This window comes from Kitasatospora sp. NPDC005856 (genome assembly GCF_040629945.1).
GTDB lineage: Bacteria > Actinomycetota > Actinomycetes > Streptomycetales > Streptomycetaceae > Kitasatospora.
Genome location: NZ_JBEXWT010000111.1, coordinates 13,249 through 27,332 on the forward strand (window position 1 = coordinate 13,249; position 14,084 = coordinate 27,332).

15 protein-coding genes and 1 pseudogene are annotated in these 14,084 nt (G+C 73.9%); 6 read left to right on the plus strand and 10 right to left on the minus strand.

The genetic code is table 11. The features are described 5' to 3' along the window. Positions 1-28 precede the first annotated feature (28 nt). From fusA to ABZ449_RS37140, 5 genes are all read right to left on the minus strand, one after another. Positions 29-2,125, minus strand: coding sequence for an elongation factor G (gene fusA, locus ABZ449_RS37120; protein WP_360355085.1), 2,097 nt, complete (start codon positions 2,123-2,125; stop codon positions 29-31). A 512-nt stretch (positions 2,126-2,637) separates the two neighbouring features. Beyond that, on the minus strand, positions 2,638-3,453 hold the full coding sequence (locus ABZ449_RS37125) for a hypothetical protein (protein WP_360355088.1): 816 nt from the start codon (positions 3,451-3,453) through the stop codon (positions 2,638-2,640). Positions 3,454-3,564: 111 nt separating this feature from the next. Next, entirely contained in the window at positions 3,565-4,116 is a 552-nt protein-coding gene (locus ABZ449_RS37130; protein WP_360355090.1) for a hemerythrin domain-containing protein, read from the minus strand. A 175-nt stretch (positions 4,117-4,291) separates the two neighbouring features. Next, the gene (locus ABZ449_RS37135) at positions 4,292-4,801 is read right to left on the minus strand and encodes a hypothetical protein (RefSeq protein ID WP_360355093.1); all 510 of its coding nucleotides are present in this window, start codon (positions 4,799-4,801) and stop codon (positions 4,292-4,294) included. Between the two features lie 78 nt (positions 4,802-4,879). Next, the gene (locus tag ABZ449_RS37140) at positions 4,880-5,794 is read right to left on the minus strand and encodes an arginase family protein (RefSeq protein ID WP_360355096.1); all 915 of its coding nucleotides are present in this window, start codon (positions 5,792-5,794) and stop codon (positions 4,880-4,882) included. Between the two features lie 163 nt (positions 5,795-5,957). On the opposite strand from ABZ449_RS37140, the gene ABZ449_RS37145 reads away from it, so the two are divergent. Both ABZ449_RS37145 and ABZ449_RS37150 read left to right on the plus strand, forming a co-directional pair. Next, positions 5,958-6,623 carry a CGNR zinc finger domain-containing protein gene (locus ABZ449_RS37145; RefSeq protein ID WP_360355098.1) on the plus strand — a complete coding sequence of 222 codons (666 nt, stop codon included), beginning with the start codon at positions 5,958-5,960 and terminating at the stop codon, positions 6,621-6,623. Between the two features lie 163 nt (positions 6,624-6,786). Beyond that, the gene (locus tag ABZ449_RS37150) at positions 6,787-7,164 is read left to right on the plus strand and encodes a hypothetical protein (RefSeq protein ID WP_360355100.1); all 378 of its coding nucleotides are present in this window, start codon (positions 6,787-6,789) and stop codon (positions 7,162-7,164) included. A gap of 159 nt (positions 7,165-7,323) precedes the next feature. Here the strand turns inward: ABZ449_RS37150 and ABZ449_RS37155 are convergent, their stop codons facing one another. Next, on the minus strand, positions 7,324-7,875 hold the full coding sequence (locus ABZ449_RS37155; RefSeq protein ID WP_360355103.1) for a nuclear transport factor 2 family protein: 552 nt from the start codon (positions 7,873-7,875) through the stop codon (positions 7,324-7,326). Further along, the gene (locus ABZ449_RS37160) at positions 7,872-8,873 is read right to left on the minus strand and encodes an EamA family transporter (RefSeq protein WP_360355105.1); all 1,002 of its coding nucleotides are present in this window, start codon (positions 8,871-8,873) and stop codon (positions 7,872-7,874) included. The genes ABZ449_RS37155 and ABZ449_RS37160 overlap by 4 nt, the downstream gene beginning before the upstream one ends. Before the next feature lie 48 nt (positions 8,874-8,921). On the opposite strand from ABZ449_RS37160, the pseudogene ABZ449_RS37165 reads away from it, so the two are divergent. The 3 genes and pseudogenes from ABZ449_RS37165 to ABZ449_RS37175 form a co-directional block, all read left to right on the plus strand. Then, positions 8,922-9,428, plus strand: a pseudogene (locus ABZ449_RS37165) (MarR family transcriptional regulator); the annotation flags it as partial. A 119-nt stretch (positions 9,429-9,547) separates the two neighbouring features. Beyond that, positions 9,548-10,099, plus strand: a complete 552-nt coding sequence (locus tag ABZ449_RS37170; protein ID WP_360355108.1) for a DUF6328 family protein — start codon at positions 9,548-9,550, stop codon at positions 10,097-10,099. A gap of 177 nt (positions 10,100-10,276) precedes the next feature. Next, on the plus strand, positions 10,277-10,879 hold the full coding sequence (locus tag ABZ449_RS37175; RefSeq protein ID WP_360355109.1) for an AAA family ATPase: 603 nt from the start codon (positions 10,277-10,279) through the stop codon (positions 10,877-10,879). Between the two features lie 87 nt (positions 10,880-10,966). On the opposite strand, the gene ABZ449_RS37180 is transcribed toward ABZ449_RS37175, so the two are convergent. Together ABZ449_RS37180 and ABZ449_RS37185 are read right to left on the minus strand one after the other, a co-directional pair. Further along, a complete protein-coding gene (locus ABZ449_RS37180) occupies positions 10,967-11,365 on the minus strand; it encodes a hypothetical protein (RefSeq protein WP_360355111.1) in 399 nt (132 codons plus the stop codon). 114 nt (positions 11,366-11,479) lie between these two features. Then, positions 11,480-11,890 (minus strand): helix-turn-helix domain-containing protein, encoded by a 411-nt coding sequence (locus ABZ449_RS37185; RefSeq protein ID WP_360355114.1) that lies wholly within the window; start codon positions 11,888-11,890, stop codon positions 11,480-11,482. Positions 11,891-12,002: 112 nt separating this feature from the next. On the opposite strand from ABZ449_RS37185, the gene ABZ449_RS37190 reads away from it, so the two are divergent. After that, positions 12,003-12,941 carry an NADP-dependent oxidoreductase gene (locus tag ABZ449_RS37190; RefSeq protein ID WP_360355116.1) on the plus strand — a complete coding sequence of 313 codons (939 nt, stop codon included), beginning with the start codon at positions 12,003-12,005 and terminating at the stop codon, positions 12,939-12,941. 651 nt (positions 12,942-13,592) lie between these two features. Here ABZ449_RS37190 and ABZ449_RS37195 read toward each other — a convergent pair. Further along, positions 13,593-13,820, minus strand: a complete 228-nt coding sequence (locus ABZ449_RS37195; protein ID WP_360355119.1) for a hypothetical protein — start codon at positions 13,818-13,820, stop codon at positions 13,593-13,595. Positions 13,821-14,084: the final 264 nt, after the last annotated feature.

Genomic DNA, 14,084 nt, shown 5'->3' on the forward strand with positions numbered 1-14,084 from the left:
GGGCACCGGTCAGCCGGGCGGATACCGGTCAGCCGGCCGGCGCGGGGGCGTAGCCGGCCGGGCGGGTGGTGAAGGTGCCGCGGCCCTGGGTGCGGCCGCGCAGGCGGCCGGCGTAGCCGAACAGTTCGGCCAGTGGCACGAGCGCGTTCACCCGGGCGGTGGTGCCGTGGCCGGTCCCGGTGGAGCGGACGTGGCCGCGGCGGGCGGCGAGGTCGCCGAGGACGGCGCCCAGGGTGTCCTCGGGGACGGTGACGCTCACCTCGGCGAGCGGTTCCAGCAGGTGCATCCGCGAGGCGCGCAGGGCCTCGCGCACGCCGAGGCGGGCGGCGGTGCGGAAGGCGAGTTCGGAGGAGTCCTTGGGGTGGGTGGCCCCGTCGGTGAGGGTGACGGCGACGCCGGTGACCGGGTGTCCGCCGAGCGGGCCCTCGGCGAGGGCGTCGCGGCAGCCGGCCTCGACGGCCTGGACGTACTCGCGCGGAACCCGTCCGCCGGTGACGGTGGAGGTGAAGGTGAACTGCTCCTCGGTGCCCGGCGGCAGGGGGTGGACGTCGAGGACGAGGTGGGCGAACTGCCCGGCTCCGCCGTCCTGTTTGGCGTGGCGGTAGGTGAAGCCGGTGACGCCCTCAAGGAGGGTCTCGCGCAGGGCGACGCGCGGGCGGCCGACCACCGCCTCGACGCCGGTCTGGCGCCGGATCTTCTCCACCGCGACCTCCAGGTGCAGTTCGCCCAGGCCGGACAGGGTGCGCTGGCCGGTCTCGGGGTCGGTGGCCACGCGCAGCGAGGGGTCCTCCTCGGCGAGGCGGGCGAGGGCGGCGGCGAGCTTGTCGGTGTCGGCGGCACGGCGGGCCTCGACGGCGACGGTGACGACCGCCTCGGTGCGCACGGGAGCCTCCAGGGCGATGGGGTGGTCGGCGTCGCACAGGGTGGCGCCGACGCGGGTGTGTTTGGGGCCGACGACGGCGACGATGTCGCCGGGCAGGGCGAGGTCGGTCTCGTCGTGGTGGAGGGTGAGGATGCGGGCGACACGTTCGGTGCGGCCGGTGGTGGTGTCGAGCACGGTGTCTCCCTTGTGAAGGGTGCCGGAGTACAGGCGCAGGTGGGTCAGGCGGCCGGTGGGGGCGGCGGTGACCTTGAACGCCAGGGCGGTCAGGGGCTGACGCGGGTCGGCCTCGCGGTGGTGGGTGCCGTCGGCGCAGCGGGTGGGCGCCACGTCGAGCGGGGAGGGCAGGTAGGCGACGGCGGCGTCCAGGAGCGGTTCGATGCCGCGGTTGCGGTAGGCGGAGCCGCACAGCACCACGACGGCCTCGCCGGTTCGGGTGAGGTCGCGCAGGGCCGCGGTGAGGGTGTCGGTGCCCAGGGCGGCGCGGGCACAGAACTCCTCCAGGGCCTGGGGGTGCAGTTCGGCCACCGCCTCGTCCAGCAGGCGGCGGCGCTCGGTGGCCGCGGCCTGCAGGTGGGCAGGGACCGGGCCCTCGTGCAGGGTGCCGTCCTCGTCCCAGGTGAGGGCGCGCAGGCGGAGGAGGTCGACGACGCCGGTGAACGACTCCTCGGTGCCGATGGGTAGTTGGACGGCCAGCGGGTGCGGGTGCAGGCGTTCGCGGATGGAGGCGAGGGCGGTGTCCAGGTCGGCGCCGGCGCGGTCGAGCTTGTTGACGAAGGCGATGCGCGGCACGCCGTGGCGTTCGGCCTGGCGCCACACGGACTCGCTCTGCGGCTCCACGCCGGCGACCGCGTCGAACACCGCCACCGCGCCGTCCAGGACGCGCAGGGAGCGCTCGACCTCGTCGGCGAAGTCGACGTGGCCGGGGGTGTCGATCAGGTTGATCCGGTGTCCGGCCCAGTCACAGCTGACGGCGGCGGCGAAGATGGTGATGCCGCGTTCGCGTTCCTGGGGGTCGAAGTCGGTGACGGTGGTGCCGTCGTGGACCTCGCCACGCTTGTGGGTGAGGCCGGCGAGGTAGAGGATCCGCTCGGTGACGGTGGTCTTGCCCGCGTCGACGTGAGCGAGGATGCCGAGGTTGCGGACGGCGGCGATGCTCTTCGCGGTGGTGCTCTTCGCGGTGGTGCTCTTCGCGGTGGTGCTCTTCGCGGTGGTGGTGGCGGTGGTGGCGGTGTGAGTGCGCATGGCCCGGGTGCCTTTCGAGGCGGTCGGTCTCTGGGGTGGGCGCGCGATCGTGCAGTGCCGCCGACGGATCGTCGGGTCAGGTGCCGTGGAAGGCCCGTGCGGGCCGACGATGGCCGGATCTCAGACGGTGGCGGCACTGCTCCGGTGCCGGCCGCGCAGCGGGCACCGGGAGGAGCGGGACACCAGGATCACCTCGTACCGCGACGCGGGAGAGGGGGCGGCGGCGCTGTGCTTCGGCATGGCTGCCCGCCCTCCTGTCCTGGTCTCGTCCGCCATCGCGGTCGTCACGGTCGTCTTGGGCCGCGCTGCGGGCGCGGCTGCGTGGCGAGTGTAGGCAAGGCGGGCCGGATGGGGCGAAGGGTTTTACGGCGCGGCTTGTTCCTTCTTCCCGGGAGGCCCTGGGCCGCCTCCGCTCGGACCAGGCCATGCGCAGGCCGATGCCCCGGCCCTGGGTCTCTCCGCCGCGAGGAGGGCGGCCGCCCGAGCACGGCGATGCGGTGTCGACTCCGCCGTCAGGTCGCGGTGGGAATGTGGCGTGCTGCCGCGAGCTTGGCCATCGTCCGAAGTTTCGCGAAGTAGGAGACGCAGTACTCCGAGTTGATCAGGGGAATGATCTTGTCGAGGTCGGCGATGCACACCCAGAGGATGGCGATGCCACTGTCGTCGAGCCCACCGTTCAGCTCTCGCTGGACGAGGCCGGCGACGTCGGCGTCCAGGAGGATCAGCTCCACGCCCTCGATGTCCACGCCGCGGAAGCTGTCGGGGTACAGGGCGCGCCGGTGTTCCTCCCACAGCCGGGCGAGTCGGTCTTCAGGCTGTGCCCGACTCACGTCGACAACTGCCGCTCGTGCCGCAGATGGTGGGCGAAGAAGCAGGGAAACGGCATCGAAGACGGCACGCACCATGGCGATGGCCCTGACCGGACCGACAGCGGCACTTGTCACGGTGCCCTGCGCGATTCTGTCGCGCAGCAGTCGGCTGCGGTCGAGCTCGGCAGCGAGTTCGGCCGGGATGAGCCCCGCGTCGCCGGCCCGCTCGATGAGGTTCCGGAGCGGTTCGTTGACGGCCAGGCGCCCGGCAAGGACGTGCTCCAGGGCGAGCAGGGAATGCGTGACGGCGACGGTGGCGAACTCGTACCGGTAGTAGGAGTGCCGGATGAGCTCGCGGGACGTCTCCATCGCACTCATGACGTACATCGACGCGTCGTCGGGCAGGACCAGGTCGGCCACCAGAGCGTGCGTGCCCGCGTAGTCGAGAACGACGTCGCGGGCACGCGGGTCCGGTACTGGCAGAGGGAGCAGGCCGGGCAACGGCGGTGGGGTGTTCACCGGTGCATTCTTGTCATCCGGAGGCTCTCGGTGCCAACGGATTCACGAGGGGCGGTTGGCAACCCGGTGCCGCACGTCGCGACCGGCCCGGTCCGGCCTCGAAGAACAGGCTTACGGTGTCCGCAGGCGCAGCACCGGCTGGGACCAGCCGTCGTCGTGCACCCCGGCGTCCAGGGCGGCGCCGAGGGCGCGTTCCTCGTAGGCGAAGTGGGATTCCATGATGGCGGCGAGGCCGTCGAGTTCGCGTCCGATCGCCTCCGAGTCGGCGGTGGCCGGGTCGGTGCCGGGGGCGGCCGCGGCCTGGTCGGCGAGGTGGCGCACCCGGGTGAGGATGTGGGTGATGTGGCCGTGGTCCTCGACGAGTTTGCCGATGGTGGGGGCCAGGTCGGGGCGTTCGCGCAGGAGTTGGGCGAACAGGCCGCTGTCCTCGCCCTGGTGGTGGCTGGTCAGGGCGGTGCAGAAGGCGAGGCAGTGGGCGAGGAGCCCGCCGTCGTCGCCACCGCCACCCGGGTGGTCCGGGTCGTCCGGGAGGTGCGGTCCGTCCGGGCGGCGGGGCCGGCCGAGGTCGGCGCGCAGGTCGGTGAGGCGGCGGCGCAATTCCTGGTGGGCGCTGGCCAGTTGCAGGCTGAGGGCGGCCGTACGGCCGGTGGAGGGGGAGGCCACGGGTGGCGGTCCCTTTCGGTTGCGCACCTCCATGCCTGGCGCGGTCCGCCACCGGCACGCGATGCTCGTACCATCCGATCACGCGTTGCCGCCGGCGGGCAAGCGCGCCTTCACCGCAGGCATCGCCGGGGCGGCGCCGGAGCGGGGTCAGGGCCGTGTCGCGGCGTCGGGGCTTTCAGTGCAGGCGGCGGGCGTCGACCTCCTGGTCGAGCCGCCAGGTGTGTCCGCCGTCGGGTGAGCGTTCGTTGCGCCAGTGGAAGGTGTCGGCGGTGATGTCGGCGAAGGTCCAGCGCACGAGGTCGCCGCCGGTGGCGCGTTCCATGACGATGTCATCGCCGATCTGGCGGGCGTACATGTGCACCACGTCGCCGCGGGCGGTGCCGTGGAAGGTGAACCGCCACAGGTGCAGACGCGGGTCCCAGATCCGCACGCACAGGCCGCACTCCTGGTCCGCGGCGCGGCCGGCGGCGGGCAGGTCCTCGGGCGCGGGCCACTGCCACACGTCCAGGACCGCCCTGCCCTCCAGGGCGTAGCCGAACTCCCATCTGCCGCTGATGCGGTGGGGCGGTGACCCGTCGGCGCGGTGGTGGGTGATCCGTGTCGCCCAGAGTCCGGACAGGCGTCCGAACTGCTGCATCTCGGCCGGGTGGTGGCTGCTGGGGCCGTCGGCGAGCAGCGTCTTCATGCGTACGTCCTCACGGTCGTCGTCCGCGCGCACCTGTGTGCGGCCGGGTTCGTGCGCGCGCCTGTGCGCGGTCGGGGTTCATCCGCGCACAGGCGTGGTGGCGAGCGGGGCCAGGGCGGAGGCGAGGCAGTCGGCGATGGGTGCGGCGTAGGCGCCGTCCGGGTCGAGGTCCGGGTCGTAGATGGCGGCGTCGAGCCCCACCACCCGGCCGCTGCCGACCAGAATCTGAAGGAGTTCGACGAGTTGGGGGAAGTCCAGGCCGGGGCGGCCCGGGGTGTCCACGGCGGGCAGGACGCGTTCGTCGAGCACGTCGAGGTCGAGGTGGAGCCACACGCGGTCCAGCCCGCGCCACTGGAGGCGGTGCACGACCCGCTCGGCCAGTTCGGTGACGCCGATGCGCTGGACGTCCCGGGCGGTGAACCGGGCGACCGGGGGGATCGCCTCGTCCTCGCGGTCGCCGATCTGGACCACGTCCTCGTCGGTGACCAGCGGCAGGCCCACTACGGGCCAGTGGGTGAGCAGCAGTTCTCCGCGGCCGGTGGCCAGGGCGAGGTCCATGCCGGCCGCCGAGCCGAGGGCGGAGGCGCCGGTGTCGCTGTTGCCGGGGTGGCGGAAGTCGCTGTGCCCGTCGAGGTGGACCAGGCCGCAGCGTCCGTGGTGCCGGGCCCCCAGCAGGCACCCCAGCAGGATGCTGCAGTCGCCGCCCAGCACGAGCGGGAACCGGTCGGCGGCGAGCGCGGCGCGCACCGCTTCGCCGAGGCGCAGCGTGTGTTCGCGGATGGTCACGCCGTTGCGGATGCGGGTGGCGGGCTGCGGGTCGAAGTCGTAGGGCGGGCGGTCGAGTTCCGTGACCCGGGCCGGGCGCAGCCGGGTTTCCAGGCCGGCCGCGCGCAGCGTTCGGGGTGCGCGCCAGGTGCCGGGTTCGTGTGCCGGGGCGGGTGGTCGCAGGCCGAGGTTCCAGGGGGCCGTGATGAGTTCGACGGCGGTGGCCATGGCCGTCTCCTTTCAGCCGGGAGTCACCGTTTCCAACCGGATAACATCAGTACACTGGTTGGATGGAGCGCGGCAAGCCCCCGTGGGCGGCAGAGCCGGCTGTGCGACAGGCTCGGGCTGGCGGCGGGCCGTGGGAGCGCGGGCCCGGAAGGAGTGGTCAGGCATGGCGGGAAGCATCGCGGCGCACACGTTCAGGCCCCGTGACCTGGTCGGCGGGCACGTCGTCCTCGACCTGGTGAACACGGTCACGGCCCGTGACGCGCAGAGGGTCGACTGGCTGGACGGCTACCCGCGTCTGCTGGAGTGGGCCGCCCTCACCGGCGAGTTCGATACCGCCGACCTCGGCGCCCTGCGGCAACTGGCCGAGGCCGCGCCCGACGAGGCGGCCTCGGCCCTGGAACGCGCCCGCGAGCTGCGCGAGGCCCTGCACGCGCTCGTCACCGCGCTGATCCGCCAGGACGCCGCGGACGCCCCGGACGCCGCGGGCGCGCCGGAGCGGTTCGAAGGGCACTGGAAGCGCGCCGCCACCGCCGCCCGGTTCACCCTGCACGGGAACACACCGCAGCTACGGGCCGGCGTCGAGGCCTCGGGGCTGGACTTCCTCGCCCACGAACTCGCCCTGCGGGCATGGGACCTGCTGCGCTCGCTGCCGCTGGAACGCACCCGGGTCTGCCCCGGGCAGCGGTGCGGCTGGGTGTTCGTCGACAGCTCCCGGGGCGGCCGCCGCCGCTGGTGCGACATGGCCACCTGCGGGAACTCCGCCAAGGGCCGCACCCACTACCGGCGCACACGGACCGGCGACACGGACCCGCAGCCACCGACCCGATGACACCCGACGACCGTGCCGGCGTCCCCTTGACGGAGCAATTCCCGGTACACGTAGGAGAGTTGTCGGCCAATGACGGCGCCGAGAGTCGGTTGGCGCAAAAGCGAGGCGGCCGCGGGCCCGAAGTCGCTGGACCATCCGGGTAAGGGCATGGTCCACTGCGTGCATGAGCTTGTTGGTGGACGTGTTCACCGCCGATGAGAACGGTGGGTCCCGCTTCCTTGACGTTCCCGAAGGGTCGTCTGATCTTGCCGGCTTCGAGAGCTGGCGCACCACGGTCTGGGGATCGGAAACCGTCCGCTCGCTCGGCGCACGGTTCTTCCCTCAGTTGGCTGAAGACGAACTCCGCGTTCCCCCAGAATACGTTTCGGAGTTCATCGAGGAAGTCCTCCTGCTCCAGTGCAACATCGAGTCCATTGCCACTCACATGGACTCATCCAAACCCGTCGCTCAGCGCGTCGGCGAGATCGCCGATCGGCTGGACAACATCCTCGACGCCGGTCACCGGGCGTTGCAGGTCCGCGGCGGAGTCCAGATCTGGTAGGCAGCACGCACGGATTCTGCAACGAGGCCGTTCACTCACCGCGACCGACCATAGAAGTTAGAAGTTGGACCAGAACCGAATCTCGACGAACAGCGCCATCCGGCCGACGGGCAAGCGCGGTGCCCGCGCCCGGGTGGTTTCCGGGGCGCCGTCACGCCGTCACGCTCCGCCGGCGAGGTCGCGAAGCGTCGCCCCGGCCTTCGGGGTCAGGACGAGCGGCCCCTGCCCGCTCGTCCACACGGCCCGCACGTCGAGGCTTCGCAGGCGCCAGCCGTCGGTGGTGCGCACGGCCTCGCCGGTGAACGTGCCGCCGACGTCGAAGTGGCCGCCGGGTTCCTCGCCGCGCGCCTGCTGGGTCGAGGCGAGGTGGACATGCGTCATGACGGCGTTCCAGCGCACCGCGGCCCGGTCCCCGTCCAGGTCGATCATGTAGTTGGCGCCCACGTGCTGGGTCCGCTCGAACTTCCCGAGGGTCGCCTGCTCGGACTCGGCCAGACCGTCGATCCCCTCGTGGTCCCCCACCGGCGTGGTGATCCGCACGTCGGGGGTGAAGTAGCGCCGCGCCCACGCCTCGTCGAAGCGCCCGCCGCCACGGGGCAGCGTGTCGAGGCTGAGCAGGTAGCCGTCGATGAGGCCGGTGATGTCGGCGCGGTCGGTGAGGACCCGGACCTGCCGCTCGAGTGCGGCGAGGTTCGCGGTGGTGGTGGTCATGGCCGTGACTCCCCGTGGTAATCGTGGTGCGTGTCGCGGCCGGTCCGGTCGCGCACCACGGAGACTAGGACTTCAAGTCGACTTGAAATCAAGATCCCGCCCCGGAGTCCGACAGGGCCGGGCTTGGCGACGGAGCCGGGCCTGGTGGCCCTGTCGGCGCGCGGGCGTCCGAGCAGGATTCCGGCGACCACCAGCGCCAGCCCCGCCCCCTGGCGCACCCCGAAGGCGTCGCCGTCCAGCGCGGCGCCCAGCAGCACGCCGGTGAGCGGGTTGAGCAGTCCGAGCAGGCCCACCGTGCCGGCCGGCAGGCGGCGCAGTCCGGCGAACCAGCAGGTGAAGGCGAGCGCGGTGGCGACCACGGTGGTGTAGCCGAAGGCGAGCAGGGTGGGTGCGTCCACGGGCGCCGGCGCGCCCTCGGCGGCGGCGGCCGCCGGCAGCAGCACCAGTCCTCCGGCGGTCAGCTGCCAGGCGGTGACGGCAAGCGGGTCGGCGCCCTCGCGCCAGCGCGCGGCCAACACGTAGCCGACGGAGGAGACCAGCATCGCGGCCGCCGAGGCCGCCAGCCCGGCCCAACCGATCCCCTCCCCCGCCCCGGCCAGCGCGAGGGCGACCCCGGCCAGGCCCACCACCGACCCCACCAGGTGGGCGCGGCGTGGGCGCTGCCCGGCCATCACCCAGGCGGTGAGCAGCAGGGCCAGCGGGGAGGCGGCCATGAGGGTGGCGGCGGCGCTGGTGGGCAGCAGTTGGGAGGCGAGGTAGAGCAGGACGAAGAAGGCGGCGGTGTTGAGCAGGCCGAGCAGGGCGCTGCGCCACCACCAGGGGCCGTGCGGGCGGCGGCGGGCGAGGGCGAGCAGCAGCAGGCCGGCGGGCAGCGCGCGCAGGGCGGCGCCCCACAGGGGGTGGTCGGCGGGCAGGTGGGCGTGGGTGACCCAGTAGTTGGCGCCCCAGGCGACGGGGGCGAGGGCGGTGAGCAGCACCCATCGCAGGTTGGCTTCCATGGAAGGCAATATAGCTTCCTGGGAAGCTACCGGGGTAGGGTGGCGTCCATGGAGCCCGGACAGGAGCAGGAGCAGGACCACGTCGCCCAGATCCAGGCCGCGTGGGCGCGCGAGCGCCCCGACCTCGACGTCTCCCCGCTGGGCGTCATCGGGCGCCTGCACCGCCTCGCCGCCCGCCTGAGCGCCGAACTGGTCCTCGTCTACCAGCGTTACGGCCTGGGCGAGGGCGAGTTCGACGTGCTGGCCGCGCTGCGCCGCGCCGGCGCCCCGTACGAGCGGGCGCCGGGCGAGCTGGCCGCGCACACGATGGTGACCACCGGGGCGATGACCAAGCGGATCGACCGGCTGGAACGCGCCGGGCTGGTCACCCGCCGCCCCGCGGCGGACGACCGGCGCGGGCGCGTGGTCGCCCTCACCGACCCCGGCCGGCGCCTGATCGACGAGGCGTTCACCGCCCACCTGCGCAACGAGCACCGCCTGCTGACGCACCTGAGCCCCGAGGAGGCCACCGCCCTGCAAGGGCTGCTCATCACCTGGCAGCACCGGCTGGACGGCACCGGAGGCGGTGGCGGCACAGGAGGCGGTGGCGGCAGCACAGGGGGCGGCGGGGGCGGCACCGGGGGCGCCGGCCGTACGGGGCGGGGCGGTGACGGCGGGCCGTGAGAAGCTGACGCATGACCAGCCCCCCTCCCCCGCCGGACGCCCCGCAGCCCGACCACCGGCCCTCCCCCGCTCCCCCACCCGGCTGGGAGAACCCCGAGGTACGGGCCGACCGGCGCCTGGTGGAGATGCTCCAGGAACTGAGGGTGCTCCAGACCGGCGTGCAGATCGTCTTCGCCTTCCTCCTCGGCGTCGCCTTCACCCCGCGCTTCACCCAGCTCACCGACGCCCAGCAGGACATCTACGTCGCCACCCTGCTGCTCTCCGTCGTCGCGGCGGCCGTCCTGGCCACCCCCGTCGCCCTGCACCGCGGCCTGTACCACCACCCCGGCAAACAACGCATCGTCACCGTCTCCGTACGCATCGCCCAGGTGGGCCTGCTGCTGCTCGCCTCCGCGCTGAGCGGCGCCGTACTGCTGGTCCTGGACGTCGTCCTCGGCACGGCACTCGCGGTTCCGATCACCTGCGCCATCGCGCTGATCTTCACCGTGCTCTGGTTCGTCCTCCCCTGGGCCGTGCGCCGCTCCGCCACCCGCGACCACGACCGACCGGACCAGGCGGCCTGACACGGCGTGACCTGAGCACTGCCGCTCACCTGCACCGGGGGTGAGCGCGGCGGCAGACCACGGACCGCACCAGGGGCGTCCGGACAGCGGACCACGGACCGGGTAGGGAGGCCGGGCCGGGAGACCGGCCCCGCCCCTCGGAGCCCACCCGCCCCCCGCACCGTCTACCGTGCCGGTATGCATACCGACGAAAGCCCGTGGGACGTCCTGCTGATCGGCGGCGCCTCCGGTCTCGGCAAGAGCCGCGCCGCCGCCCACCTGTCCGCCCGACACGGCGCGTTCGTCGTCGAGTTCGACGACGTCGTGGCCGCGCTGCAGGCCGCCACCACCCCCGCCGGCCATCCCGGCCTGCACCACTTCAGCACCGTGCCCGACCCCGACAAGCTGCCCGCCGACCGCGTCCTGGAACTCCAGATCGCCACCGCCCGCGCCCTGGACGACGCGCTGCTCGGCGTCGTGCGCAACCGGCTCACCGTGGACGTGCCCGCGATCGTGGAGGGCGACTACCTCACCCCGGACGCCGCCGCCCGCGCCGTGGCCGAGGCCGCCGGGCAGGGCCGGCGCGTGCGCGCGGTCTTCCTGCACGAGGACGACCCGCGGCGCATCGGCGTCAACTACGCGGACCGCGAACCCGACTCGGGCCCGCAGCCCGAACGCGCCGCCGTCAGCGCCCGCTACAGCACCTGGCTCGCCGACCAGGCCCGCGCCCACGCCCTGCCCGTGGTCGACTGCCGCCCGTACGCCACCCTGCCCGAACGCCTGACCGCCGCCCTGGCCTGACGCCGGCCGGGGGGCGACGCAGGCCCGCCCGGGGCGGCGAGGCGGACGGGCGACGGGGGCGGCGGGGGCGCCGGGGTCGGTGGGCCGCTACGCGCCCGGCGCGTCCTCGATGTCCGAGATCAGCCTGGTGCTCAGGTCGCTCTGCACCGCCAGCCGGGTGTGCCCGGCGTCGGGGCCGCTGCCCCAGGTCAGGGTGACGGTGGTGAACAGGTGCCCAGCGCCCGAGTCGTGGTACGCGACCTGCCAGCGGGTGGGCACGTCCTGGGCGCGCAGCACGCCGTCGGCGTGGTTGACCTCTTCCCAGGCGGCCAGCCGCCGACGCAGGTCCTCGGTGAGGTAGTGGGCGCGCAGCTGGTCGCCCAGGTCGTCGGTGCCGTCGTCGACGGCGTCGATGTAGGCGCCGTAGAAGTCGGCCACCCGGTCCACCGCGGAGTCCGGGCTGCCGCTGCGGACCGCGGAGCCTGCGGCGATGTCGGTGTCGGTCACGGCCGTCCTCCTGTGTCGGGCCGGGGCGCGCGGTTGGCGCCCCGGCCACTCCCTCGACCTGCCCGGACCAACGAGCCGGCCCCGAAAAGGTTGCGCCCAAGCTCGCGCGGGTGGTCAGTGCCGCACCGGCCCGCCGTCGTCGTACGCGGTGCGTGCCGCCAGGACCTGGGGCATGTGGTCTTCGGCCCAGGCCTTGATCTGCTGGACGAGTGGCAGCAGGTCGCGTCCCAGAGCGGTGAGCGTGTAGTCGACGCGGGCCGGCACGGCCGCGGTGACGGTGCGGGCGAGCAGGCCGTCGCGTTCCAGGGCGCGCAGGGTCTGGGTGAGCATCTTCTCGCTCACTCCGGCCAGGCGCCGGCGCAGGTCGCTGTAGCGCAGCGGCCCGTCGGCGAGGGCGTTGACGACGAGGCTGGTCCACTTGTCGCCTATCCGGTCGAGGAGTTGGCGGGCCGGGCATCGGGCGAGGTAGGCGTCGTAGGCGGCCGCGTCTGCGGCGCGGCGCTGGGCGGCGGTCGTGGTGGGCACCGGCCCACGCTCCTTTCCGTGCGGTACGCACCTTTGGGTGTGTCCTTCCTGATGGAGAGTAACTCTCCGTAGGCTGGGTGGAGTTGCCTGTCCGGTGAGGAGTGTGGGTGCGATGCGTGCCGTGGTGGTGCGGGAGTTCGGCGGTCCCGAGGCGCTGGAGCTGGTGGAGGTGGCGCTGCCGCAGCCGGGGCGCGGGCAGGTGCGGGTGCGGGTGGCGGCGGCCGCGGTGAACCCGGTGGACGTGGTCACCCGCTCGGGGGTGCTCGCCGGGGCGGGGCTGATGGCGCCGCGGGCGGTGACCGGTATCGGCTGGGACGTGGCCGGGACGGTGGACGCCGTGGGCCCGGGCGTGACGCGGTTCGCGCCCGGTCAGCCGGTGGTGGGCCTGCGCGACCGCCTGGACACCGACCTCGGCACCTACGCCGAGCAGGTCGTCCTGGACGCGGACGTCCTCGCTCCCGCCCCGGCGGGCGCCGGCTTCGCCGAAGCCGCGACGCTGCCCCTGAACGGCCTCACCGCGCTGCAGGCGCTCGACCTGCTCGGCCTGCCGGCCGGCTCCACCGTCCTGGTCACCGGCGCCGCGGGCGCGGTCGGCGGCTTCGCCGTCGAACTGGCCGCGCTGCGCGGGCTGCGGGTGGTCGCGCTCGCCGGGGAGGGCGACGAGCAGCTGGTGCGCGAGCTGGGCGCCGAGTGGTTCGTGCCGCGCACCGCACCCGATGTGGCCGCCGCCGTACGGGAGTCGGTGCCCGGCGGGGTCGACGGCGCGATCGACGCCGCCCTGCTCGGCGTCCGGGCCCTGGGCGCGGTACGCGGACGCGGCGCCTTCGTCGCGGTCGCGGCCGGCAGCGCCCCGGCGGCCCTGCGCGGCATCCGCGTCGCCAACGTGTGGATCACCGCCGACGGCCCCGCCCTCGCCCACCTCTGCTCCCTCGCCGCCGACGGCCGCCTCACCCTGCGACTGGCCGACACCCTCCCCCTGGCCCACGCCGCCCACGCCCACCGCCGCCTGGAAGCCGGAGGCCTGCGCGGCCGCCTGGTCCTCACCCCCTGACCCCGTTCCCCGGGGACGGAGAGGAGGCCTGCCCCGAGACGGGACAGGCCTCCTCCGGTGCGATCCGCGTCACCGCGGAGCTGCGGGGCTGCGGGGGTGCGGAGCTGCGGCAACTTCCGCCCATGACCACTGATCCCGGATTCACCTGCTCGTGCTGCGGCGTGCACCACGCAGAGCTGCCGATGAACTACTCGACAACGGCCCCCCTACGTCTGGGACCCGAGCTTCGCCGACGCCCCCGAGGCCGTTCTCCACGCCACCGACGATCGCCCCTGACCACGACCGGCCAGGACGGGGACATGAAACAGCTCCCGGAGAGGAGCAGACGCGAGTACGTCGCCCGTGTTGGCCAACACCCCGGCATGTTCGTCGGCAGGACCTCCTTCACCTGCCGACCACCTTCCTGACCGGCTACGACCAGCACACCGTCCGTCACGGAGGACACGCCCTCGCCGGCCGGCACGAGTCGCCCCTCGCCCGCCGAGGCCACGAGTGCAGTCACGCTTGGCCCGACCGGGTCCTGCACATCGCGCTCCCAGACGGCCGGGACAACACCTCGGACCCTCCACCCGAGGACGAGAAGCGCGCGATCAAGGTCCTGTTCCGGCTCCTCGACGACTTCACCGCCGAGCGTGAGGCGGCTCAGGGCGCTCAGGCACAGATCGACCGAGACGAGCGGCCCGTGCCGGTCCCGGCCTCGGGCGAGCCCGATCCCGTGATGTTCTCCACCGCGACGGAGATCGTCGCGGGCCTGGAGGACGTCAGGATCCGGGCCGGCGAGCCGTCACTGCGCCGGCTGGAGGAGCGCAGCGCGAGGGTCCACCAGCAGGGGCGGACCGGGTACGGCAAGGTCCTGCGGCGCAGCACGGTCTCGGACATGCTCAACGCCCCGGTGCTTCCACAGCTGGAGAAGGTGCGGCACTACCTGCAGATCTGCGGGGTGCGGGGTGCGGGACGTCGACGCGTGGATGTACACGTGGCGGCGGATCCGGACGATCGAGAAGGCCGCCGCGCGCCGGGCCGCCTGAGCCCGGCGGCGGGGCGACCTGAGCCCGGCCGGCCGGGCGGCGGGGCCCGGGGGGGGGGGGGGCCCGCCCGCGAGCCCCCCCCCCCCCCAACGCCGCGGCCCCGGCCCCCCCACTC

What these genes read in the sequence shown, in the direction of transcription:
- ABZ449_RS37160 (WP_360355105.1), bottom strand. Translation starts at nt 8,873, where the DNA reads ATGGAAGCCAACCTGCGATGGGTGCTGCTCACCGCCCTCGCCCCCGTC.
- ABZ449_RS37175 (WP_360355109.1), top strand. Translation starts at nt 10,277, where the DNA reads ATGCATACCGACGAAAGCCCGTGGGACGTCCTGCTGATCGGCGGCGCC.
- ABZ449_RS37135 (WP_360355093.1), bottom strand. Translation starts at nt 4,801, where the DNA reads ATGAAGACGCTGCTCGCCGACGGCCCCAGCAGCCACCACCCGGCCGAG.
- ABZ449_RS37170 (WP_360355108.1), top strand. Translation starts at nt 9,548, where the DNA reads ATGACCAGCCCCCCTCCCCCGCCGGACGCCCCGCAGCCCGACCACCGG.
- ABZ449_RS37140 (WP_360355096.1), bottom strand. Translation starts at nt 5,794, where the DNA reads ATGGCCACCGCCGTCGAACTCATCACGGCCCCCTGGAACCTCGGCCTG.
- ABZ449_RS37145 (WP_360355098.1), top strand. Translation starts at nt 5,958, where the DNA reads ATGGCGGGAAGCATCGCGGCGCACACGTTCAGGCCCCGTGACCTGGTC.
- ABZ449_RS37155 (WP_360355103.1), bottom strand. Translation starts at nt 7,875, where the DNA reads ATGACCACCACCACCGCGAACCTCGCCGCACTCGAGCGGCAGGTCCGG.
- ABZ449_RS37190 (WP_360355116.1), top strand. Translation starts at nt 12,003, where the DNA reads ATGCGTGCCGTGGTGGTGCGGGAGTTCGGCGGTCCCGAGGCGCTGGAG.
- ABZ449_RS37150 (WP_360355100.1), top strand. Translation starts at nt 6,787, where the DNA reads ATGAGCTTGTTGGTGGACGTGTTCACCGCCGATGAGAACGGTGGGTCC.
- fusA (WP_360355085.1), bottom strand. Translation starts at nt 2,125, where the DNA reads ATGCGCACTCACACCGCCACCACCGCCACCACCACCGCGAAGAGCACC.
- ABZ449_RS37195 (WP_360355119.1), bottom strand. Translation starts at nt 13,820, where the DNA reads ATGTCCGAGACCGTGCTGCGCCGCAGGACCTTGCCGTACCCGGTCCGC.